The following is a 23,793-nucleotide window of genomic DNA, read 5'->3' on the forward strand; positions in this document are numbered from 1 at the left end:
TGCATGCCGGAAGTATTAATTCTACTGCAGGTGTTTATTTGCGTGATCTCTTCCAGGGTATAACTGCAAACAGAAAAATAAATAATGCAAGGAACAGGGAGACTCTGGCAATGTAGTCTCCAAAGCGGCTGTAAAAGGTGAGTCGGCCATTGAGAGTTACTTCCCCGCGAAGAGCTCCCTGTTCTTCATACCCTAAAGTTGAAGTGATTTCGCCTTTTTCGTTGATAAAAGCTGAAATTCCTGTGTTGGCACTTCTGGCAATGGCTCTCCTGTTTTCAATAGCTCGCAACCGGGCATAACTAAGGTGTTGTTTGTGTCCCTGGGTATTGCCCCACCATGCATCATTAGTGATAATAGCTAAAAAGTCGGCCCCTTCTCTAACGTAGCCGGTCACAAAATCTCCATAAACTGACTCATAGCAAATAATTGGCCCCACTTCTTCAGAAGTAGGAATTTCAAAAGTGGCCCTTTTCTCCTGCGTGGTTTTCATAGCAACTGTACCACCCAGGTCTATCATAACATTTCCGAGGAGAGGCCTTAAAACCTCCTGATACGGGAAATTCTCTACGCCTACCACAAGTTTCGATTTGTGATAAAAATGAACTGAATCATTCGCAGAGATCATAAATGCCGAATTATAATCGTCATACCAGTCATTTGGTCCTAACTGGTTGGTTTGCTCCCGTACCCTTCCCGGATCATTGAACCTCTCGTACATGGAAATACCACTCAAAAATGACATTTTTGGATGCTCATTTATAAACTGGCTTGTGAAGAAATTGGCTTCAGAATCTTCAAAGCGGCTCAAAACCGTTCCGTAGGCGAAAACAGTTTCAGGTGCTATGACTATTTTGGTTTCGGGAGTGACTGCCTCTTCAGCAAGATCGGTAAGTAACTGTCCTATGCGGACATCTGAAGTAAAATATTTCTCTGTATAAGGGTTGATGTTGGGTTGTAAAACAACAGCTTCAATAGTTTCTTCACTCTCTTCATAATTCCATAAGATCACATACGAGATCAAAATTGGAAGAAGAATAAGAAGTCCGTTTTTGAACAGTCCGCGATAAAGGATTTCTTTGGCTTTGTGCTCTTTGTAAAGCAGCAACATCTTCAGAAGCGCAATATTTGTGAGCCACACCCACAGTGTTCCTCCAAAAGTGCCTGTGAATTCATACCACTGTATCCAGTGAGGAAATTCAGAAAAGGCATTACCAAGATTGAGCCACGGCCATGAAAATTCCCAGTTGAGGTGCAGGTACTCAAAACATATCCAGATACTTATAAGAAAAGAAGAAGAGGCCTTGAAATTTACCCTTTTTGCCACTATATGGAACAGCAGGAACACCAGCGACATGAGTAGGGAGTTCACTGTGATGGCAAAAATGCCTCCAAAAGGAGTGGAAAAGTAGAGCCAGTAGGTAGTAACTAAATTCCAGATAATGAAGCTGAGATAGGAAAGGCCAAAGATCTTCCATTTCCTGTTATGTGCCTGCTTGATCCTGATGCTGTGTTCTGCGTAAAGCAAAGGCACAAAAGCGAAGAACAACAGCAGGGGAAAACCATAAGTAGGCCAGGCCAGGGCCAGTAAAATTCCGGAAAATAAGGCGTACAGGAAGTTTTTCATAGTGAAGTGTGGAAACAAATTTAAGCAATTACCTATAATCAATGAAGAATTAGCAATGATCAATTAACATAAGGAAATCAGTAAGATTTACTCCCTGTTTTTTAATTCCCTGCTGGCGCAGATTTGCAGCCGGTACTATTTTTAAAATGAAATTTCAGCCTCTTTTATCTTGTTTCCTGTTTCTGGCAGTGCTACATTCTTTTTTTCCTATTTTTACAGAAAACAAACCCTATGAGCCTAACCAGACACATTCCCAACGCCATTACATTGGTCAATCTTTTTAGCGGTAGCATTGCAGCCATATTTGCTGTGCAGGGCGACCTGGTGATGGCTGCAATCTTTGTGGCCCTGGGTATATTTTTTGATTTTTTTGACGGACTGGCTGCAAGACTCCTCGATGTAAAATCGGAACTCGGGCTGCAACTCGATTCCCTTGCCGATATGGTTACCAGCGGATTGGTGCCGGGAATTGTAATGTTTCAGCTGTTTAGACAGGCCCTGCCCGGAGCAGCGGCACAATCTACCGACTGGACAGCCGGGCACGACCTGATGGAATGGAATTTTCCGGCTCTCGCTTTGCTAGGGTTGCTTGTTACCCTCGCGTCTGGCTATAGATTGGCAAAGTTCAATATTGATGAGCGGCAAACCGATTCTTTTATTGGCCTACCCACACCCGCAAATGCCTTACTGATATTGAGTCTGCCGCTGATCCTTATTTTTCAGCCACAGCCCGTTTTGGTAGATATAATTTTAAATCCGTGGTTTCTTGGTGCCCTGACCTTGTTCAGCTGTTTTATGCTGAATGCCGAGGTTCCTTTATTTGCCTTAAAATTCAGTAGCTGGGGCTTTGCTGAAAATAAAGTCCGTTACCTGTTCCTGATCTTTTGTGTGGTCCTGCTCATTTTCTTGCAGTTTGCAGCGATTCCTTTAATCATTATCAGTTATGTGGTGATCTCAATGATCACTAATAAAAATGATGATGAGAGGCTGGTGGAAAGAACTTAGGTTGTGGGGCGTGTTTTTTCAGACTGTAGCCTAGAGACTGTAGGGGAGCATATGCCAATTAGCAGATTTTTCACGAAGGAAAGAAGGACAAATATTTTTCAGAAATTTCTCCTGCTCTGGAATAACCCACCTTTCGTCCCTACGGGACATTTTATTCGTGGGAGAACCTTTTACCTATAAGTTGGTCCCTACGGGACCTGGATTTAACTTACGAGTAGAAGTAGAGGTCCCGTAGGGACGTTCTATAGGTAGCTTCAAATATCATTATGAAATTTACGTCCTGTAGGGACGGCATATGAGATAATGCCTTGAGGTAAATTTTGATTACCGATTTTTTTTAAATTATATTGTAAACTCACATTTTGTCCCTACGTGACATTTTATCATGGGAGAAACTTTTACCTATAGTTGGTCCCTACGGGACCTGGATTTAACTATAAATATCAAAATTTTTCCTCTCCAAAATGCCCTTTTAGACACCTTTAGAGAGTGTAAATTGAGGGAAAAGCTGGCGCGGATTTATAATCCGTGCCGGGGAATGCTGTTTAGGAATGCTCAAAATATTTCCTCTTCAAAATGCCCTTTTTGACACTTTATTAGAGAAAGTGCATAGAGGGAAAAGTTAGCTCGGATTTCGAACTTCTGATTCTTGAATCTAAAATTATGAATTGAAAGCTTGCGCGGATTTGCAATCCGTGCCGGGAAATTCTGATTGAATCACTCAAAATATTTCCTCTCAAAAATGCCATTTTAGACACTTCATTAGAGAAAGTTCAAAGAGAGAAAAGCTGGCTCGGATTTCGAATCTCAGATTCTTGAATCTAAAATTATGAATTGAAAGCTTGCGCGGATTTGCAATCCGTGCCGGGAAATTCTGATTGAATCACTCAAAATATTTCCTTTCCAAAATGCCATTTTAGACACTTCATTAGAGAAAGTGCATAGAGGGAAAATTAGCGCGGATTTCGAACCTCTGATTCTTGAATCTAAGATTATGAATTGAAAGCTGGCGCGGATTTGTAATCCGTGCCAGGAAATCCTGATTGAAACCCTCAAAATATTTCCTTTCCAAAATGCCATTTTAGACACTTCATTAAAGAAAGTGCATAGAGGGAAAAATTAGCGCGGATTTCGAACCTCTGATTCTTGAATCTAAGATTATGAATTGAAAGCTGGCGCGGATTTGCAATCCGTTCCGGGGAATGCTGATTAAAACTCTCATAATATTTCCTCTCAAGAATGCCCTTTTTGACACCTGCTTATAATTTAGAGATAGGAAGAATTAAATGGAGAATCGGTAATAATCGTAAATGCAGCTGGCGCGGATTTGCAATCCGTACCTATTATAATCATCCTCAACTCCTAGTAACCGACGATTATTGAAAAATTTTCTTTTTCCGGAGTTCGAAGTTCTGTCCCAGATATACCTTGCGCACCATTTCATCTTCGGCAAGTTCTTCGGGTATTCCTGCTTTAAGGATACGTCCTTCAAACATAAGATAAGTACGATCTGTAATCGCCAGGGTTTCCTGCACGTTATGGTCGGTAATAAGAATGCCTATGTTTTTATTTTTCAATTGGGCTACAATACGCTGAATGTCTTCTACAGCTACCGGATCTACTCCGGCAAATGGTTCATCCAGGAGAATAAAATTGGGATCTGTAGCCAGGGCGCGGGCTATTTCGGTACGCCGTCTTTCCCCTCCACTCAATAGATCTCCGCGGCTCTTGCGGATATGTCCTAATCCAAACTCCTCGATCAAAGACTCCATTTTCATTTGCCGCTCCTTTTTAGAAAGCTTGGTAAGCTCAAGAACACTCATGATATTATCTTCAATACTCAGTTTGCGAAATACCGAGGCTTCTTGTGCCAGGTAACCAATCCCGTATTGGGCCCGTTTATACATGGGAAATTTGGTGATGTTCTCCCGGTCCAGAAAGATCCTTCCGCCATTTGGCTTTATCAATCCTACGATCATATAGAAAGAGGTGGTTTTACCCGCTCCATTTGGGCCCAAAAGCCCAACAATCTCCCCTTGGTTCACTTCCAGGGAAATTCCTTTCACAACTTCACGACCCTTATAGGATTTTACAAGACTTTCGGCGTATAACTTCATTAGATGTTAGAATTGAGTATTGAGTATTGAGTATTGAGACTTTCAAATACCGTGCAATTTTTCATAAAGATAAAAATTGTCCGGAATTCACTCCCCCTTTGGAGGTTGGGGGGCAGAAATCACTCCCCCTTCGGGGCTTCTAACTCCTCCCAAAACTCATACGCTCTTCTCAAGTGTGGGATCACGATGGTTCCTCCCACAAGGGTGGCAATGCTAAGGGCTTCCATTACTTCTTCTTTTGACAAACCTTCTTTATAGCTGGTTTCAAGGTGGTATTTGATACAATCATCACAACGTAAAACGGCCGATGCCACCAAACCCAGGAGTTCTTTAGTCTTTACATCTAAAGCACCCGGGGCATAGGCGTTGGTGTCAAGATTAAAAATACGCTTAATTATTTTATTGTTGTCGCCAAGAATTTTGTCATTCATTTTTTGGCGATATTCATTGAATTCTTCTACCTGATTTTTCATGGCTGTTGTTTTTTTAATTTTCGTGCTTCATTTCGGGTTACAATCCGGGAAATAAAAATACTTACTTCATACAGTACCAACACCGGAATTGCAACAATGATCTGACTCAAAATATCTGGCGGGGTAATTATTGCTGAAAGGATCAACACAATTACCAGTGCAAACTTGCGATACTTTCGAAGAAATTGGGGAGTAACCAATCCTATTTTTGTGAGGAAGTAGATGATTATGGGTAGTTCAAAAATGATCCCACAGGCAACCACCGAAGAGCGTACCAGGCTTATGTAACTTCCAATGTCAAACTCATTGAGTACTACCTCACTTACCTGGTATTTTCCGAGGAAATTGATGGAAAGCGGCGTAACAAGATAATAGCCAAAAAGCACTCCCATAAAGAACAATACCGAAGAGATGAAAATAAAGCCTCTTGCTGTATTTCTTTCATTGGCATACATGGCTGGAGAGATAAATTTCCAGAACTCATATATAATGTATGGAAAAGCGATAATAAATCCCGCAGTGATCGAGGTCCATACGTGGGCAGAGAACTGTCCGCCCATGGTTCTCGATTGTATGGTGAAGGGCATATCTTCAAAACAAAATCCGCCTTCGAGTCCTACAAACGTAGAGAGGCGACAAAGAATGTCATAAGTAAGGAAATCGGCACTAGTAGGGCCAAAGAGTAAGGTGTCAAAAATGAATCCTTTGGCCAGGAAAGCTGCCGTGCCCGCAATTACCACTGCCAAAGACGCCCTGATGAGGTGCCAGCGCAGGTCCTCCAGGTGATCCAAAAATGACATTTCATCGGCAGGTTTTTTTACTTTTGCCATTCTAAATAATTCCTTCCCTTATTAAGTTGTGCAAGTGCACTACCCCGTAATATTTTCCGTCTTTTACAGCCAGGAGCTGGGATATTTTGTTGTCTTCGAGCACGTCTAGCGCATCTACAGCCATAGAATCACTCTCGATGGTCTTTGGATTGGCGCTCATAATGTCTCCTGCGGTTAGTTTAGAGATGTCTGTACTCTTTTGAAGCATACGTCTTATGTCACCGTCAGTTACTATTCCGGTAATTTTGTCATCCTGAAGAACAGCAGTGACACCAAGCATTTTTTCAGAAATTTCAATGATCACCTGTGGCACGGGCGTGTTGGGAGTAACTGCGGGCTTTTGATTCTGATCGGCAATATCGCTCACCCTTAGGTAAAGTCGTTTTCCTAAAGAACCTCCCGGGTGGTATTTTGCGAAATCCTGACTTGAGAACCCTCTGAGGTTCAGCAGGCAAACGGCAAGAGCATCGCCAATTACAAGCTGAGCAGTGGTGCTGGTAGTAGGTGCAAGATTGTTGGGGCAGGCTTCCTTTTCAACAAAAGAATTGAGAATATAGTCTGCTTGTTTTCCCAAAAATGAGTCGATACTCCCTGTTATTGCTATCAGGGGGTTTCCAAAGTTTTTTATGAGCGGGACGAGTACTTTTATTTCGGGAGTGTTTCCACTTTTTGAGATGCAAATAACCACATCGTCCTGAAGTATAGACCCTAAATCGCCGTGAATGGCATCGGCAGCATGCATAAAAACTGCCGGCGTGCCAGTAGAATTTAAGGTAGCAACGATCTTTGTGGCAATAGCGGCACTTTTTCCTATTCCGGTAATTACTACCCTTCCTTTTGATTTATATACTGCCTGCACAGCTTTAGCAAAATTTTGGTCTAATAATTGCTCTAAATTTGCTATAGCTTTGGCTTCAGTTAAAATGGTTTCTCTGGCAACAGAGAGTATTTTTTCTTGAGGTGTCAAATTTGTAGAGTTAGAAATTGTATGGAGTAAAGAAAAACGTATCTTTATTTGATGCAAATGTATGTAAAATTGTAACACAATTGAATGACTTCGCAGGAAATCAATTTACACGAACAACTTAAGAAATACTTTGGTTTTAGCCAGTTTAAGGGCCTCCAGGAGGAGGTTATAAAAAGTATAGTCCATGACCATAACACCTTTGTGGTGATGCCTACCGGAGGTGGTAAATCTTTATGTTACCAGTTGCCGGCACTTATAAAGGAAGGTACTGCAATTGTCGTTTCTCCCCTTATCGCTTTGATGAAGAACCAGGTAGATGCCATTCGCGGAATTTCTTCGGAAAATGGAATTGCCCACGTTCTAAACTCGAGCCTTAACAAAACCGAAGTTAAGCAGGTGAAAGAGGATATCACTAACGGTGTGACTAAATTACTTTATGTAGCACCCGAATCTCTCACCAAAGAAGAAAATGTCGAATTTCTACGCAGCGTACAAATCTCATTTTTGGCCATTGATGAAGCGCATTGTATTAGTGAGTGGGGTCATGATTTTAGACCCGAGTATAGAAATTTAAGACATATTGTAAAGCGAATTGGAGACGATATTCCTATTATAGGTCTAACGGCTACAGCTACGCCTAAGGTGCAGGAAGATATTCTAAAGAACCTTGCCATTACAGATGCCAATACTTTTAAGGCTTCATTTAATCGTCCTAATCTTTATTACGAGATACGCCCTAAAACAAAGAATGTAGATGCCGATATCATCAGGTTCATAAAACAGAACCAGGGAAAATCGGGGATCATTTACTGTCTTAGCCGTAAGCGGGTAGAAGAACTGGCACAAACCCTGCAGGTGAACGGCATATCGGCTGTTCCATACCATGCAGGTCTCGATGCCAAAACCCGGTCAAGGCACCAGGATATGTTCTTAATGGAAGAAGTTGATGTGGTGGTGGCTACCATTGCCTTTGGAATGGGGATTGACAAGCCCGATGTTCGTTTCGTTATCCACCATGACATACCCAAGAGTATAGAAAGTTACTATCAGGAAACTGGCCGTGCCGGAAGAGATGGAGGAGAAGGTCACTGTCTTGCTTTCTATTCTTATAAAGATATAGAGAAGCTGGAGAAGTTTATGAGCGGGAAACCGGTTGCCGAGCAGGAAATAGGACAGGCCCTTTTACAGGAAGTTGTCGCATTTGCTGAAACCTCTGTTTCCAGAAGAAAATTTATCCTTCACTACTTTGGAGAAGATTTTGATGAAAAGACCGGCGAGGGAGCCGATATGGATGACAACGTTCGCAATCCCAAAAAGCAGCATGAAGCAAAGAATGAAGTAGAACTTCTTTTGCGCACGGTGAAGGAGACAAAACAGCTGTACAAATCTAAAGAGGTTGTAAATACCCTGGTGGGAAAATCTAATGCCGTTATCAAGTCACATCGCACCGATGAACACGAACTCTTCGGAAAAGGTGCCGGGAAAGACGATAAATACTGGATGGCTTTGTTACGCCAGGTTCTTGTTGGCGGATTTCTTCGGAAGGATATCGAAACCTACGGAGTTGTAAAACTGACTAAAAAAGGGGAGAAATTCCTGAAAACCCCCGATTCCTTTATGATGACCGAAGACCACATCTATGAAGTGGCCGGTAATGACGGAATAGTTTCCGCAGCAAAATCGGGCGGAGGAACAGATGAAGAGCTGCTCAAAATACTTAAAGATTTAAGGAAGAAGATTGCCAAAGACCTGGGGCTTGCTACACATTTAATTTTCCAGGATCCTTCTTTGGAAGATATGGCTTTAAAATATCCGGTATCGGTTGAAGAGCTGGGGAATATTCACGGAGTAGGAGAAGGGAAAAAATCCAAACCATACAGTAAAAAGTTTGTAGACCTTATTGCCCGTTACGTTGAAGAAAACGACATTACCCGCCCCGATGACCTGGTGGTAAAAACCACAGGGCAAAACAGCGGATTAAAATTATACATTATTCAAAACGTAGACCGTAAGCTTCCTCTTGATGACATTGCAGCAGCAAAAGGCATGGAGATGAACGATTTCATTAAAGAAATGGAGGCGATAGTCTATAGCGGTACCAAACTGAATATCAATTACTGGATCGATGAGATCCTTGACGAAGACCAGCAGGAAGAAATACACGAATATTTCCTAGATGCTCAAACCGATAAAATTGAAGAAGCACTTGATGAATTTGATGGAGATTACGATGAAGAAGAATTGCGTCTCTACAGGATTAAATTTATCAGCGAAGTAGCCAATTAAAGGATAAAGGTCTAAGGAATAATGAATAACAGCCGGAGCGAAAGTTCCGGCTTTTTTTGTTCCTCTATATGAGCCGCGAATCCACAATTTTTTTAATCATCTGCAAAAATCCCCGGGAGACATTATATTCCATTCCTTAACATTCTCCCAATTTTCCTTCCTTTTGTTATTCATTAATCATTAAACCTTATTCATTTCTTTATCTTTGCACTTTAACTTAAAACCAAGACATGAACGACGGATTATATGCAAAACTCCACACCACAAGAGGAGAAATAACTATAAAGCTGGAGCACGAGAAAACACCGGGAACGGTTGGGAACTTTGTAGCCCTGGCTGAGGGAAAACTTGAAAATGAAGCTAAACCACAGGGAACACCTTATTACGACGGACTTAAATTTCACCGTGTGATCCCCGATTTTATGGTGCAGGGGGGTGACCCAAAAGGTACTGGATCTGGTGGGCCGGGTTATCAGTTTGAAGATGAGACCCATCCCGATCTAAAACATGACCGCCCCGGAATACTTTCCATGGCCAATGCAGGTCCCGGTACTAACGGCAGCCAGTTTTTTATTACTCACGTTCCAACTCCGTGGCTTGACGGGAAACATACTGTTTTTGGTCATGTAGTTGAAGGGCAGGATGTTGTTGATGCTATTAAACAAGGTGACATTATAGATAAGGTAGAGATCGTCAGGGAAGGGGAATCGGCTGAGAATTTTAATGCAGTAGAATCTTTCCGTTTGTTCAACGGTGCAAAAGCCGAAAGAGAAGCGGCAGCTAAAAAGCAGCAGGAAGAACTAATGGGAGAGTTGGCCCAGGGATTCGAAAAAACCGGTAGCGGATTACGTTACAAGATGATTGCCACAGGTAACGGTAAACATGCTGAAAAAGGAAAAACAGTTTCAGTTCATTATAAAGGAATGTTACCTGACGGAACAGTTTTCGATTCCTCATACAAAAGAAAACAACCTATCGAATTTCCATTAGGAAAAGGACATGTTATTGAAGGTTGGGACGAAGGAATCCAATTACTGAAAGAAGGCGACCAGGCAAGATTTGTAATCCCTTCAAACCTGGCTTACGGTTCACGTGGTGCCGGCGGAGTAATTCCTCCAAACGCTACCCTAATCTTTGATGTAGAGCTTGTAAAAGTGAAGTAAATATTTACAATTATATAATAAAGAAACCTCAGTATCCCTATGGAAGCTGAGGTTTTTTAATTTTAGACGTTAGACGTTAGACGTTAGCAGATTATTCAATATACAATTTTATTATTCCGGTTGCGGTGTCATCCTCAGGTAAGGTTTTACTTCTTTAAAACCTTTAGGGAATAACTTTTCAGCTTCCTCGTTGGTTACAGACGGACTAATAACCACATCTTCACCCGACTTCCAGTTGGCCGGGGTAGCAACTTTTTTATAAGCCGTTAGCTGTAGCGAATCAATTACCCGTAGTAGTTCCTCAAAATTCCTTCCGGTGCTGGCAGGGTAAGTGATCATCAACTTTATGGTCTTGTCTGGTGCGATGACATAGACTGACCGTACGGTAAGCGTATTATCGGCGTTGGGATGGATCATATCATAAAGATCGGCCACCTTTCGGTCTTCATCAGCAATAATCGGGAAGTTCACAGAGGTGTTTTGGGTCTCATTGATATCTTTGATCCAATCTTTGTGAGACTCCACACCGTCTACACTAAGGGCCATCACCTTTACATTCCGTTTTTCAAATTCGTCTTTATATTTTGCGGCTGCTCCCAGTTCGGTAGTACAAACAGGCGTATAATCGGCAGGATGAGAAAACAGAATTCCCCAGCTGTCACCAAGAAAATCATAAAAGTTGATCTTGCCTTCCGAAGTTTCTGCATCGAAGTTAGGGGCTTTGTCACCAAGTCTTAATGTGCTCATTTTCAACTGAATTTTATGTGAATAAAAGAAGAGTAAAATTAAGGAATATTGATCTTCTATTATTCTATCGCCGTTAAAACTGAGTTAATCTTTTAGCTTTTAGATATCAGATCTCAGATTTGAGACCTGAGAATTTTCTCAACAAATATTCAATATTCAATAATAAATTCTTTATTCCTTTGGAGCGTATTTCCATTTGATGGAGCAGCCAACACTGGGTTTCTGAGGTCCGGGTATGGGGCGGCTGCCTAAAAGTGCATCCAGAGCTTCCCGCAGTTCCCTGCCGTTTAAAGAATGTCCGTTGCCGGGTCGGGAGCTGTCCAGTTGCCCGTGATAGGCCAGTTTTTGTTCCCCGTCAAAAAGGTAAAAATCGGGAGTGCATTCTGCTTTGTAATTCCGCGCTACCTCCTGTGTTCGGTCGTAGAGGTAAGGGAAAGTAAAATTGTGTTTTCGGGCGAACTGCCACATAAGGTCGGGATGATCTTCAGGATATTGGTCTACGTCGTTGCTGTTTATGGCTACAAACCCGAAGCCAAGAACCCTGTAATCATTCGCCACCCTCACAATTTCGTCTACCACATGCTTCACGTAAGGGCAGTGGTTGCATAAAAACATGATCACAGTGCCTCTTTCTCCCTCCACATCAACAAGAGAATACAGGTTTGCCGTGACAGCATCGGGCAGTTCAAAATCTATGATCTGTGTGCCCAGTGGTAAAATATTTGAAGCAGTTTCGGCCATTTGTTTAGGTGCATTTATCTGCTGAAAATACAAATTTTTGGCTACATATTCTTAAAATTCCTATCTTGGTTCTACTTCAATAAGATTTTATGCGCACTTTAGATCAATGGTTTGACGAATATGCCGTAAGCCACCAGAATAAGACCAATCAGCTTATCCATTATGTTTGTGTGCCCGCAATTTTCTTTTCAATAGTGGGCCTGGTGATGAGTATTCCGCCGGGACCTCTTACCGGAATATTCCCCATGTATATTCCATTCTTAGAAAACTGGGCAGTGGTGATTTTGATCCTGGTCCTGATATTCTACTTTAGGTTGTCACTAAGTATGGGGTTTAAAGTCCTTGCCTTCGCGGCATTGTGCATTGCAGGCAACTACTACATATCTCTTGTGGCGTCCTTATGGCTGGTCTCGTTAATTATTTTTGTAGTGGCCTGGATAGGGCAGTTCTATGGACATAAAGTGGAGGGCAAAAAACCTTCTTTTTTGAAAGACCTTCAGTTTTTGCTCATAGGCCCCGCATGGGTGATCAGGAAAATATTTGGGTAATTGAAGTTAAAATTTAGAAGTACGACGTTAGAAGTTTCTGAACCGGAATTTTGAATCTTGCCCCCGATGACGCGTATTTAAAATCCGCGATGCGGATGAAAGCAGAAATGAACCACAAACCACAAACCACAAACAATGAACCACCTCTCCTGGAAGGATTTTGAAAAAGTAGAAATGCGGGTTGGAACTATTATTGAAGTTTCAGATTTTCCTGAAGCCCGAAATCCGGCGTACCAACTCAAGATCGATTTTGGACCTGAAATAGGGATCAGGAAATCTTCAGCTCAAATCACCAAACGCTATTCTAAAGAAGAGTTGCAGGATAGACAGATCATTGCCGTAGTCAATTTTCCGAAGAAACAGATCGCCAACTTCATGAGTGAATGCCTGGTGCTGGGGTCTGTAGGTGCCAAAAATGACATTGTCCTGCTACAGCCCGGAGCCAAAGTTGAAAACGGGCTAAGAGTAGGCTGATTTCATTCTGGTTTTTTAACTTTGCAGCGTGAAAACCTTAGCTGTCTTCTTTTCTCTCGTAGTACTCGTCTTAAACGGCATACCGTGTTGTGCAGATGATTGCCGGGACGATATTGCTCATGAACAAGAGGAGCGTGATTCGCACAGCAATGAACTTTGTTCTCCCTTTTTGAGTTGCGGTGCCTGTAATGCAGTAGTAATACTTCAGGAAGAGCCCTCAAAAATACCTTTTTTGGAACCTGTGTTAGGGAGAGCGTATGTTGAGGCAGAAGAAGCATTGATTTCAGAAATTACTTTCCGCATCTGGCAGCCCCCAAAGAATAGCTGAACAACTTCTCAGGGAATTCTTCCCAAAGCTATTTTTCAATATTAAAATTTCACAATGATTCAAAAGATTTTTCTGCTGTTGGGCCTCGTTTTTATTGGCCTTACAGCAAACGCACAGAACGTGCTCAAAATAAAAGTTATTGATGCCGAAACAGATCAGCCGCTCTATGGCGCCAATGCTTCGATAGCTGGTACTACTATTGGTGCCACGGCAAATGAAGAAGGGGTCATCACTTTAGAGAATATCCCTAATGGTATCCAGATAATAAAAATCAGTTACGTTGGTTTTGCCACTCAGGAACTCAGTTTGGAATTTCCTCTTGCTGAAGAAAAATTTATTCGCATTGAGCTTGCTCCTGAAGGCGAACACATGGAAGAGGTGATTATCTCTGCCACCCGCTCCCGCCGCACCATTGCCGATCTTCCAACCCGTGTTGAGGTGATCTCGGGCGAGGAACTCGGTGAAAAAGGAAATATGAAACCGGGGGATATCAGAATGCTGCTGAATGAAACCACCGGGATACAAACGCAGCAAACATCGGCTACTTCCTATAATTCCAGTATTCGCATCCAGGGGCTCGACGGAAAGTACACGCAGTTGCTAAAAGATGGCTATCCTTTATATTCCGGGTTTTCCGGCGGATTAAGTCTGCTGCAAATCGTGCCGCTAGACCTGCAACAGGTGGAAGTGGTGAAAGGTGCTTCTTCAACTTTATATGGAGGGGGAGCGATTGCGGGGCTTGTAAACCTGGTGTCCGAAACGCCGGGAGAGGAGCGGGAGATCAACTTCCTGCTTAACGGAACTTCTGCTCTCGGCCTAGATGTTAGCGGATTTTACTCCGATACCTTCGGAAAATTTGGAACTACCGTATTTGCTTCTTACAACTACAGCGACCCTTACGATCCTGCCGATATTGGCCTTACTGCAATTCCTGAAGTGAATCGTGTGACCATAAACCCCAAGCTGTTTTACTATCCTTCCAAAAATGCCACTTTAGAGCTGGGAGTGAACACGGTTATCGAGGAAAGAACAGGTGGGAATATGGCATTTTTGGAAGGTGACGATGTTGCAGATCCTTATTTTGAAAGGAACAACACCGAAAGGGTCACCACCCGCGCCGGCTATACACAACTATATAACAACGGCAATTCCCTGATGGTCAAAAACAGCTTCAGCTTTTTTGAGCGGAAGATAGAAATACCCGATTTTACTTTTTCGGGAGACCAGCTGGCCTCTTTCAGTGAAGTGGCTTATAACTTCGGAAGCACCCATCTTGAATGGGTAGCAGGATTAAATTTAGTTTCAGATAAATTCACTCAGGATCCTTTAGAGACTTCCGAAGTAGTAGATTACAACCACATCACTTATGGCGTATTTCTTCAAAATAACTGGCGCATCTCGAATATGTTCAGCCTCGAAAGCGGATTGCGGACAGATTACCAGAACGAGTATGGCTGGTTTGTGCTGCCACGACTTTCGGCCCTCCTCGAATTTTCGGATGCCTGGACCATGAGGCTGGGCGGCGGACTCGGTTATAAAACCCCCACCATCTTTACTGAAGATGCTGAAAGGATCCAGTTTCGAAATGTAAGGCCTATAAATGTTTCTGAAACTGAAGCCGAACGTTCCATTGGGGCAAATTTTGATATCAACTATCGCACAAAACTTTTCGAAGTAATAGATTTCAGCCTTAACACATTGTTCTTCTATACCCGTGTTAATGATCCAATTATGTTATCGGCTGCATTTTCTAACGGAATTAATCAGCATTATGTTTATACACAGCCTGATGGTTACCTCGACACCCAGGGAATGGAAGCGAATTTTAGATTCAAATATGGGAATTTTAAGCTCTTCACAGGTTACACCCTTGCCGATGTGAATGAGCATTATTTTGGAGAGACCTATGAGGCGCCACTCGTTGCACAACACCGGCTGAACAATGTTCTTGTTTATGAAATCCATGAGAAACTGGTAATAGGTCTGGAAGGATATTACTTCGGAAGACAAAAGCTGGAAGGCGGAATAACCGGGCAGGACTACTGGATCTTCGGGTTAATGACCGAAAAGAAATGGGAGAACTTCTCTCTGTTCCTCAATTTTGAGAATTTCACCGATACCCGGCAAACCCGCTTTGATGACATCTACACCGGATCAATTTCCGATCCACAGTTCCGGGACATCTATGCCCCTGTAGACGGATTTGTGATCAACGGTGGGATAAAAATTAGCCTCTAATTGTTGCCTGTTGCGGGTTGCGAGTTGCGGGATTCGGGATACGGGTTTTTATTTAAATGTAGACTTTGAACTTTTGAACTTTAAACCTTGCCTCCATTAAACTTTCCTCGTAACATCCCCTCAACCGAAGGGTGGCCGCAGGCCTGGTTGGATAGTGTGTTCAAATCTAAAATTAAATATTTTGAGGATTATCTTCGCCCTTCTAAAATCGTACTTTTAATTTTGCTGTTATGGAAAACGATAGATTCGAAAAAAGACTGCATTACGCTTATATTCTAAGCATGATCACCATTGGCTATAATTTAGTCGAAGGTGGGGTGTCTACCTTTTTTGGAGCCAGTGATGAAACCCTCGCACTGTTCGGATTTGGTCTGGACAGCTTTGTAGAGGTACTTTCGGGAGTGGGAATCGCCCACATGATCTACAGAATGAAAAGGAATCCTGTGACAGAACGTGACGGTTTTGAAGTGACAGCATTAAAAATTACCGGCACTGCCTTGTACATTCTTGCCGCCGGACTCGTAGTGGGCGCTGTACTGGCCGTCATCAACAAATCTGAACCCGAAACCACTCTTGCCGGGATCATTGTTGCCGTGCTTTCTATACTTACTATGTATTTTTTGTACCGTGAAAAAATAAAAGTAGGAGAGGAGCTGGAGAGTCAGCCAATCATTTCAGACGCTAAATGCACAAAAACCTGTTTTTACCTTTCTTTCATTCTGCTTGCCTCTAGCCTTCTTTACGAGCTGTGGCAGATTCCCTATGTCGATGCCCTGGGAAGTCTTGGTATTGCCTGGTATGCCTGGAAAGAAGGAAAGGAAGCCTTTGAAAATGCAAAATCGAAGAGTTTGAGTTGTAGTAGTGATTGTTGTTAGTAGTATTGAGTACAGAGAATTGAGTAGTTAGTCTCTGGCAATCTTGGGCTAAAGCCCTTGCTCATTGGAATTTTATAAACTCAGTGGCAATTCCAAATTTTGATTAAGATAGTCTATCCATAAATAGCCTCCGGCTTTAGCCGGAGGTAAAAATTGAGGCCGCTAAGGGCTTTAGCCCAAAAACACAGGGTTGCAAAAATGCCATTTTTGCAACCCTGTGTTTATTTATTATCTCAATACTCAGTACTAACTACTCAATACTAATTTACATTTCATCCCCAAAGAACACCGCATTCATCAACAGTTTATTGGTTCCATACCAAAAGGCCCGGAAGTTAGTGTTGTCTGTAAACAAAATAACATTTCCTCTTCCCAGTGACTTATGCTTAAAGGGAACAGTTCCCGGTAGAAGTTCCAGGTTTTCCTCACTAATATATCCGCTTAACAGGGGCTTTTGGGTGTAGATGATCGGATTTTTGTAAGAAGTGGAATCGGCTTCTACAAACAGGGTGGTATCTCTAAAAAGTGCGATTTTATCATCTTTATAACCAAAGTTGATTGGGTGGGAGCGATCCTGTTTTGCTTCAAAAATAGCGCCGCCAATACCTTGCGCGCCTCTAAAATCCTGTCGCTGCTCAAAAGTGACATTTTTGGCCTGCACTTCATTCTCTTTGAATTCCAGATCAAGGAATTCATTTTTATCGAACCAGGTAGCTGCATTTTTGTAACCTATCAAAGTCCCGCCATTACGGACCCATTCTTTCAGCTTTTCAGCATCTTCCTGATCCAGGGCACTGCCCCAGGAGTTGGAAAGTATGATATCGGTATAGCGGCTGAGGTTGGTGCGTGAGAAATTTTTAAGATCGAGTTTGGTGATCTTCATGTCATACCGCTGATCAAAAAGGTGCCAGACCTCCCCTGCATCGTAGGGGGTAATGCCTTCGCCAACTAATAAAGCAACCTTTTGTGGCTCAAGGGCTCTAAACTGGTTGCTCCCAAGGTTTATTCCTCCAGTGAGGCCGGTATTGGCCGCAGAAATGTCAACATGAGCATCTTTAGCTACTTTTACCAGGAAATCGTAGATCTCATTGGCATCCATTTCCTGGTTTTGAGCCGGAACCATGATAGTGCCGTAATCATAATTTTTGGTGCCCAGCTGAAAAGGCTGCATGGCCACTTTTGCGCGTAATCCTTTATTCAATATTTGATTGAGGGCTTTTGGAGCTTCATAAGCGTGCCATTCCATGAGGTAAGCGTAGTCACTTTTCTCAGGAAGGTCTACTGAAGGTCTTGTAAGGCTGTCTATTTTTGAGCCTGCAACATTTATTTTGGCTTCATCTGTGAAGTCGAGGTTAAATGCCAGCGGGAAAGACCAGGCCGATATATCATAGAAAAGGCTGTCTTCAAATGTAGTTCTTCGTTCAAACATGGCTTTTAAAAGCCTTTGCTGTTTCTGCTTTTTTGGCACCACATAACTGCTCTGGGGGTTGAAAATGTTCCCGTCTTTGCTGAATTCTTCCTGCAGTTTATGCACTTCTACTTTGTGGCGCTTCAGGATTTCGGCTAAATGATAGGCTGAAGAGGCATCTTTGCTGTTTCCGAAGACATACGCTCCTTTTTCGGCTTCCCTGCGTGCGTTCTGGTAAAAGTTGCGTTGGTAATCAAGTAGCTTTACCCGCATCTCTTTGGCAGCTTTTAATGTGGAAAGCGCAGCAGTGAACTGGTTGCGGATGGTAAAGGGAAAAGTAAGGATCCCGTTATCGGTTTCCTGCGCATGTCCGCGCGAACTTCCCTGTTCAAATAGGATCCCGACGCTTCCCTGGATATCCGGGAAAGTAGAGCCTTTACCATAGTAGAAATCGTCGTAATTCTCTTCGGTATAATAAAGGGAGCCAATATTGTCAAGGGCTGCAGCGTGGTAGGTGCCAATTTCTTTTGTGAGCTCCTGGTTGAGGTTTGGCGTAAGCGGATGGGTCCTGGAAGGAATTCCCGGCTGGAAAAAGAAAGAAGAATTTGATCCCATTTCGTGATGATCTGTAAGAACGTTGGGGTACCAGTTGTGGAAGGTTTCTATTCTCGCCCTGCTTTCGGGGAGTTGCACCGGCAGCCAGTCGCGGTTCATGTCAAACCAGTAGTGGTTGGTGCGGCCGCCGGGCCAGGTTTCATCGTATTCCCTGTCTTGCGGATCGGGGTTGATGTTTGCACTTTTATTGGTATTTACCCACGACGCAAATCTTTGCAGCCCATCTGGGTTAAATACCGGATCGAAAAGGATGACGGTATTCTTCAGTAATTCTTCAATTTCGGGTCCTTCGGCAGCGGCCAGGTAATATGCGGCCAAAATTGCGGCGTTTGCACCACTGGCTTCATTTCCGTGGATGGAAAACCCCTGATTCACGATCACGGGCATTTCAGAAGTATTGATATTTTCTGAACCAGGTTCTGTCAACGCCACATGTTGTTGACGAATTTCCTCGAGCTTGTCACGATTTTCTTCCGAAGTAATTGTGAGCAGCACCAAAGGCCTTTTTTCATAGGTAAAGCCCCTGTTTTCAATACTAATTCGGGGTGAAGTTTGTGCCAGAAAATGCATGTAGATCAAAACCTGGTCATGGCTGGCATGCCATTCGCCGGGAACGAAATCGAGCACGTCCTGTGGTGTGGGAATAGCAGGGTTATAAGTAACATCTTGTGGCAGGTAGTATGAGAGATCCAGTTCTTCCTGTGCAGAGAGCTGTAAATTCAATAAAAATAAAAGGGCAACAATAAAGGTTCTCATAAATGACATTTTTGACACTACAATATAAAAAAACCGCCCAGGGTTTGCCTGGACGGTTTTAAAATGCGTGTATTTTTAACTAAATATCGTCGAAACTTATATCAGTAAAAGCAGCGGCAGATGGAGCACCGGCTGTTTCAACCTTCTTTTGCTCATCTTCTTCGTATTCTTTCTTAAAGTTCTTTTGATGGCGTTCGCTAATCACTTCTTCCCCTTTTTCATCAAGAATAAAGTCGGTCATCTCTTGCAGGATCTCATTAAAACCGGCGAAATCTTCTTTGTAAAGGTAGATCTTGTGCTTTTTGTAGTGGAAAGATCCGTCTTCATTGGTGAATTTTTTGCTCTCGGTAATCGTCAGGTAGTAATCGTTTGCCTTAGTCGCCCTAACATCAAAGAAATAGGTGCGTCTTCCGGCTCTCAAGACCTTGGAAAAAATCTCTTCTTTTTCAATCGTTCCATTGTCGCTCATAATCAAAATATCTTTTACGGTTTGTAAATCATAGGTTCAAAAATCTAAAAAAAATTAACATTCCGCAACAAATTTTTACATTTCTTTTTCACTCAGTTGTTTTAAATAGAGCTCACGATAATAACCTTCAGCCTCAATGAGTTGCTGGTGAGAACCGCGTTGGGTGATCTCGCCGTCTTCGAGGATGATGATCTTATCGGCATTTTTGACCGATGAGATTCTATGGCTTACGATTATAGTGGTCTTGTTTTTACTGATTTTAAAAAGGTTATTGAGAATTTCTTCTTCTGTCTCTGTGTCTACTGCGGAAAGGGAATCGTCAAAAAGAAGGATTTTTGGATCGTGAACAATAGCCCGGGCGATAGAAACGCGCTGCTTTTGTCCTCCAGAAAGGGTGATTCCGCGTTCTCCCAATACGGTGTCGTAGCCTTTGCTGAAGCCTTCAATATTCTTGTGAACCGCGGCATTTTTAGCAGCTGCTATGATCTCTTCTTCAGTAGCATCGGCCTTACCAAATTTGATGTTGCTCCTTATCGAATCACTGAACAAAAAGGCATCCTGCGGCACATAACCAATGCTTTTTCGCAGTTCCCTGAGGTTCATGTTCTGTATGTTTTTTCCGTCTATGGTGATCTCGCCTTTCTCTACGTCATAAAGCCGACCAATAAGCTCCAGGATGGTAGATTTACCCGATCCTGTTTTTCCTATAATGGCCAGGGTTTCTCCACTTTCCACCTCAAAAGTGACATTTTTGAGGGCTGTGATGTTGGTGTCTTCATAGGTGAAAGTGACATTTTTAAAGGCAATGGCACCCTGCACGTCTTCGGGTTCATGAGACGGGTTTTGTATTTGTGGTTCCTCGTTCAAGAACTCGTTGATCCTTTTTTGAGAAGCTGCGGCCTGTTGCACAATAGAGGTGACCCACCCTACGGTGGCAACGGGCCAGGTAAGCATATTCACGTAAAGCAGAAATTCTACGATCACTCCCAGCTCTTCAATTTCACCATTGATGAATTTTTTCCCACCTATATAGATCACCAGGATATTACTGGCGCCTATAAGAAGAACCATGAGGGGAAAGAAGAAGGCCTGCACTTTTACCAGGTCAATATTCTTTTCTTTATTCTCATTTGAGAGGGTGACAAATGAGCTGTTGGTTTGAGGTTCGAGTCCGTAGGATTTTATTACTGAAATTCCGCTGAAACTTTCCTGCGTAAAGGTGTTGAGCTTTGATAAATACTGCTGTACAATGGTGCTGCGTTTGTTAATGGCAACACTTAGCTTATAGATGGCAAAAGAAAGTATGGGCAGGGGAGTGATCACGTAAAGGGTAAGCTCTGGGGCCTGTAGGAACATGTACGGGATCACCACAATAAAAAGGATCCCGGTTTGCACGCTGTACATAAATGCAGGGCCGGCATACATTCTCACCTTGGAGACGTCTTCACTTATCCTGTTCATTAGGTCTCCTGTGCGATTCTTTTTGTAAAAATTAAGGGAAAGGTCCTGGTACTTTCTGTACACTTCATTCTTCAGGTCGTATTCAATATGCCTGGAAACCACAATAATGGCCTGCCTCATAAGAAAAGTGAACAGCGCTGCCATTAAGGTTGCCCCCAGAATAAGAAGAATGTTGTTCATGAGCTCGGTACGCAATACAGCTTCCGAAGTAATATCGCCATTCACATATTCTTCAATGGCAGTAGTAGATTCCCCAATAAAGCGGGGGGTGAGAATGGCAAAGACACGCGCCAGGATGGTGATAAAGATCCCAACGATGAGGTGCCATTTGTATTTGTAAAAGTATTTATTTAAATGTTTAAGTTCTTTCATAGGGCTGCACCGGCTGAATTTTCATTTTTACATTTTTGTTGAAGAACAAGGTTACTAAAATGAAATATTATTTATTTTTGCTGCGAAATATTTCGAATAATGAAATTCATTCTAAATTACTAAACTAATGAAAGTGGATGTTCTAAAGGCAAATGAACTTAAAAAAGCCGCTCCGGTCTTTGGGCAGCTTTCCTTTGATGACCATGAACAAGTGGTTTTTTGCAACGACAAAGATACAGGTTTAAAGGCAATAATTGGAATTCACAATACAGTTTTGGGTCCTGCCCTTGGTGGTACCCGTATGTGGAATTACAGCAGTGAATGGGAAGCTCTTAATGATGTACTTCGTCTTTCACGAGGCATGACCTTTAAGAGTGCGGTTACCGGGTTAAACCTTGGTGGCGGTAAAGCTGTGATTATTGGAGATGCTAAAACAGAGAAAACTCCCGAGTTGATGCGGAAGTTTGGAGAGTTTGTAAATTCTTTAGGCGGAAAATACATCACTGCCGAAGATGTGGGTATGGAAACTGCCGACATGGATACCGTACGCGAGGTGACCCCTTATGTTACAGGTATTTCTGAAGCTAAAGGTGGTGCAGGTAATCCTTCTCCTGTAACAGCTTATGGCGTTTACATGGGGATGAAAGCCGCGGCAAAGTTTAGATATGGAAGCGATGATTTACAGGGAAGATCTGTTCTTGTACAGGGGATAGGCCATGTAGGTGAAGCCTTGGTTGATTATCTGGCTAAAGAAGGTGCAAATGTGGTTATAAGTGATATTAATCAGCAAAAATTAACTGAAGTTCGGGATCGCTATAATGCAACCATCTATGGTGGTGATGATGTGTATGGTGCAGACGTTGATATCTACGCCCCCTGTGCCCTGGGAGCTACAATAAATGACCAGACTATTGACAGGTTCAAAGCCTCAATTATTGCAGGAGCTGCTAATAACCAATTGGCCAGTGATGTAAAGCACGGGCATATTCTTAGGGAAAAAGGGATTGTATATGCGCCCGATTTTCTTATCAATGCCGGTGGTATCATAAATGTTTATGCTGAACTGGAAGGCTACGGAAGAAAAGAGATCATGGAGAAGACGCAGAACATCTACAATACCACGCTTGAGATCCTTAATGCGGCTGAAGCTGAAGGAATATCTACCCATGAAGCTGCTCTTAAGGTGGCACAACAAAGAATCACCGACAGAAAAAATCTCAAATAAGCCACGGGATTTTTTAATTTAATAGTATTTTTGCCGGGCGAAAGGGAAAAACCTTTCGCCCTAATTTTTTAAAGTTCTTTTACAGCTATGTTGACCAGAAGACATATCAGGGTTAAAGTAATGCAGTCTCTGTACGCCTATTCCCAGAGTGAAAATGATAACCTGAAGGCAGAGGAGAAATTCCTGCTCAAGAGTATGGATGAGATGTATGATCTATATCTTTTACTGCTAGATTTAATCGTCGAAATTAAAGATCATGCCGAGGATTACCTTGAAAAATCCCAGCAAAAACATTTGCCTTCTGAAGAAGATGTAGATCCCAACCGCAAGTTTGTCAACAATGAGTTGATCGCGCAGCTTAAGCAACACAGGTCGCTGAACATAGAGCTGGAAACCCGCAAGCTCAATAACTGGAAGAATGATAACGAGTACGTAGAAATCCTGTGGGTCGAGATTAGAAACAGTGATCGCTACAGAGATTACATGACTACCCGTACTTCAAGTTTCAAGGAAGACAAAGAATTTGTAATTGCCATCTTTAGAGAGATCATTGCTCCCAACGAAAAACTTTACGATTACCTTGAAGATAAGAAGATCACGTGGGTAGATGATTTGCCACTGGTGAACACAGCCATTGTAAAGATGTTACAGAAGTCATCACAAGGTAAAGACCAGGCTTTAACCAGACTTTTTAAAAGTTCAGATGATAAGGACTATGCCGTAGAGCTTTTTAGAAAAACTTTGCTTAATGATAGCAGCCTGGCTCAGGAAATGGAGGGGAAAACCCCGAACTGGGACAAGGAAAGGATTGCAGATTTAGATACAATTCTCATCAAAATGGCTATCTGTGAATTTTTGAAATTTCCATCTATTCCTGTTAAGGTTACTATTAACGAATATTTAGAAGTTGCCAAAGAATACAGTACCCCTAAAAGTAGTATTTTTATTAACGGGGTACTTGACAAACTCTCTAAAGAGTACAGTGATAATAACAAGCTTAATAAAATGGGGAGAGGCCTTATGTAGTCTTTCAAATTTTCTTAATTTTATCCACTTTAACCATAAATTGTA

General features: G+C 42.4%; 19 protein-coding genes. 9 read left to right on the top strand and 10 right to left on the bottom strand.

The window, feature by feature from the left end; all coding sequences use genetic code 11:
* Nucleotides 1–34 precede the first annotated feature (34 nt).
* A complete protein-coding gene (gene lnt / locus VS868_RS12775; protein ID WP_345598051.1) occupies nt 35–1,624 on the bottom strand; it encodes an apolipoprotein N-acyltransferase in 1,590 nt (529 codons plus the stop codon).
* Nucleotides 1,625–1,855: 231 nt separating this feature from the next.
* Between lnt and VS868_RS12780 the strand changes: the two genes are divergently transcribed.
* On the top strand, nt 1,856–2,629 hold the full coding sequence (locus tag VS868_RS12780; RefSeq protein WP_266068748.1) for a CDP-alcohol phosphatidyltransferase family protein: 774 nt from the start codon (nt 1,856–1,858) through the stop codon (nt 2,627–2,629).
* A gap of 1,376 nt (nt 2,630–4,005) precedes the next feature.
* Here VS868_RS12780 and lptB read toward each other — a convergent pair.
* The 4 genes from lptB to VS868_RS12800 all read right to left on the bottom strand — a co-directional run bounded on the left by lptB (nt 4,006) and on the right by VS868_RS12800 (nt 7,016).
* Nucleotides 4,006–4,746: an LPS export ABC transporter ATP-binding protein gene (lptB, locus tag VS868_RS12785; protein WP_266068749.1), complete on the bottom strand. Its 741-nt coding sequence runs from the start codon at nt 4,744–4,746 to the stop codon at nt 4,006–4,008.
* A gap of 119 nt (nt 4,747–4,865) precedes the next feature.
* Nucleotides 4,866–5,219: a carboxymuconolactone decarboxylase family protein gene (locus tag VS868_RS12790; RefSeq protein WP_266068750.1), complete on the bottom strand. Its 354-nt coding sequence runs from the start codon at nt 5,217–5,219 to the stop codon at nt 4,866–4,868.
* Complete coding sequence (tatC, locus tag VS868_RS12795) at nt 5,216–6,049, bottom strand: twin-arginine translocase subunit TatC (RefSeq protein WP_345598056.1); 834 nt, start codon at nt 6,047–6,049, stop codon at nt 5,216–5,218. The genes VS868_RS12790 and tatC overlap by 4 nt, the downstream gene beginning before the upstream one ends.
* A gap of 1 nt (nt 6,050) precedes the next feature.
* Nucleotides 6,051–7,016: a KpsF/GutQ family sugar-phosphate isomerase gene (locus VS868_RS12800; protein ID WP_345598058.1), complete on the bottom strand. Its 966-nt coding sequence runs from the start codon at nt 7,014–7,016 to the stop codon at nt 6,051–6,053.
* Nucleotides 7,017–7,100: 84 nt separating this feature from the next.
* Between VS868_RS12800 and VS868_RS12805 the strand changes: the two genes are divergently transcribed.
* Nucleotides 7,101–9,302 (top strand): ATP-dependent DNA helicase RecQ, encoded by a 2,202-nt coding sequence (locus VS868_RS12805; protein WP_266068753.1) that lies wholly within the window; start codon nt 7,101–7,103, stop codon nt 9,300–9,302.
* A gap of 230 nt (nt 9,303–9,532) precedes the next feature.
* On the top strand, nt 9,533–10,465 hold the full coding sequence (locus tag VS868_RS12810; protein ID WP_345598062.1) for a peptidylprolyl isomerase: 933 nt from the start codon (nt 9,533–9,535) through the stop codon (nt 10,463–10,465).
* Nucleotides 10,466–10,576: 111 nt separating this feature from the next.
* On the opposite strand, the gene VS868_RS12815 is transcribed toward VS868_RS12810, so the two are convergent.
* Complete coding sequence (locus tag VS868_RS12815; protein WP_266068755.1) at nt 10,577–11,212, bottom strand: peroxiredoxin; 636 nt, start codon at nt 11,210–11,212, stop codon at nt 10,577–10,579.
* A 171-nt stretch (nt 11,213–11,383) separates the two neighbouring features.
* On the bottom strand, nt 11,384–11,953 hold the full coding sequence (locus VS868_RS12820) for a thioredoxin family protein (RefSeq protein WP_345599836.1): 570 nt from the start codon (nt 11,951–11,953) through the stop codon (nt 11,384–11,386).
* A gap of 89 nt (nt 11,954–12,042) precedes the next feature.
* Between VS868_RS12820 and VS868_RS12825 the strand changes: the two genes are divergently transcribed.
* The 4 genes from VS868_RS12825 (at nt 12,043) to VS868_RS12840 (ending at nt 16,416) form a co-directional block, all read left to right on the top strand.
* Nucleotides 12,043–12,501: an Mpo1-like protein gene (locus VS868_RS12825; protein WP_266068757.1), complete on the top strand. Its 459-nt coding sequence runs from the start codon at nt 12,043–12,045 to the stop codon at nt 12,499–12,501.
* A gap of 135 nt (nt 12,502–12,636) precedes the next feature.
* On the top strand, nt 12,637–12,975 hold the full coding sequence (locus VS868_RS12830; RefSeq protein WP_345598065.1) for a tRNA-binding protein: 339 nt from the start codon (nt 12,637–12,639) through the stop codon (nt 12,973–12,975).
* Nucleotides 12,976–13,357: 382 nt separating this feature from the next.
* Nucleotides 13,358–15,541, top strand: a complete 2,184-nt coding sequence (locus VS868_RS12835) for a TonB-dependent receptor (RefSeq protein ID WP_345598067.1) — start codon at nt 13,358–13,360, stop codon at nt 15,539–15,541.
* Nucleotides 15,542–15,771: 230 nt separating this feature from the next.
* Nucleotides 15,772–16,416 (top strand): cation transporter, encoded by a 645-nt coding sequence (locus tag VS868_RS12840; protein WP_345598069.1) that lies wholly within the window; start codon nt 15,772–15,774, stop codon nt 16,414–16,416.
* A 265-nt stretch (nt 16,417–16,681) separates the two neighbouring features.
* On the opposite strand, the gene VS868_RS12845 is transcribed toward VS868_RS12840, so the two are convergent.
* The 3 genes from VS868_RS12845 to VS868_RS12855 form a co-directional block, all read right to left on the bottom strand.
* Nucleotides 16,682–19,195, bottom strand: a complete 2,514-nt coding sequence (locus tag VS868_RS12845; RefSeq protein WP_345598071.1) for a M14 family zinc carboxypeptidase — start codon at nt 19,193–19,195, stop codon at nt 16,682–16,684.
* 79 nt (nt 19,196–19,274) lie between these two features.
* Nucleotides 19,275–19,664, bottom strand: coding sequence for a PUR family DNA/RNA-binding protein (locus VS868_RS12850; RefSeq protein ID WP_266068763.1), 390 nt, complete (start codon nt 19,662–19,664; stop codon nt 19,275–19,277).
* 75 nt (nt 19,665–19,739) lie between these two features.
* On the bottom strand, nt 19,740–21,497 hold the full coding sequence (locus VS868_RS12855) for an ABC transporter ATP-binding protein (protein ID WP_266068764.1): 1,758 nt from the start codon (nt 21,495–21,497) through the stop codon (nt 19,740–19,742).
* Nucleotides 21,498–21,624: 127 nt separating this feature from the next.
* On the opposite strand from VS868_RS12855, the gene VS868_RS12860 reads away from it, so the two are divergent.
* Nucleotides 21,625–22,722, top strand: coding sequence for a Glu/Leu/Phe/Val dehydrogenase (locus VS868_RS12860; protein ID WP_345598074.1), 1,098 nt, complete (start codon nt 21,625–21,627; stop codon nt 22,720–22,722).
* An 87-nt stretch (nt 22,723–22,809) separates the two neighbouring features.
* On the top strand, nt 22,810–23,748 hold the full coding sequence (locus tag VS868_RS12865) for a transcription antitermination protein NusB (RefSeq protein WP_345598076.1): 939 nt from the start codon (nt 22,810–22,812) through the stop codon (nt 23,746–23,748).
* Nucleotides 23,749–23,793: the final 45 nt, after the last annotated feature.

This window comes from Salinimicrobium sp. 3283s (genome assembly GCF_039602225.1).
Lineage (GTDB): Bacteria > Bacteroidota > Bacteroidia > Flavobacteriales > Flavobacteriaceae > Salinimicrobium > Salinimicrobium profundisediminis.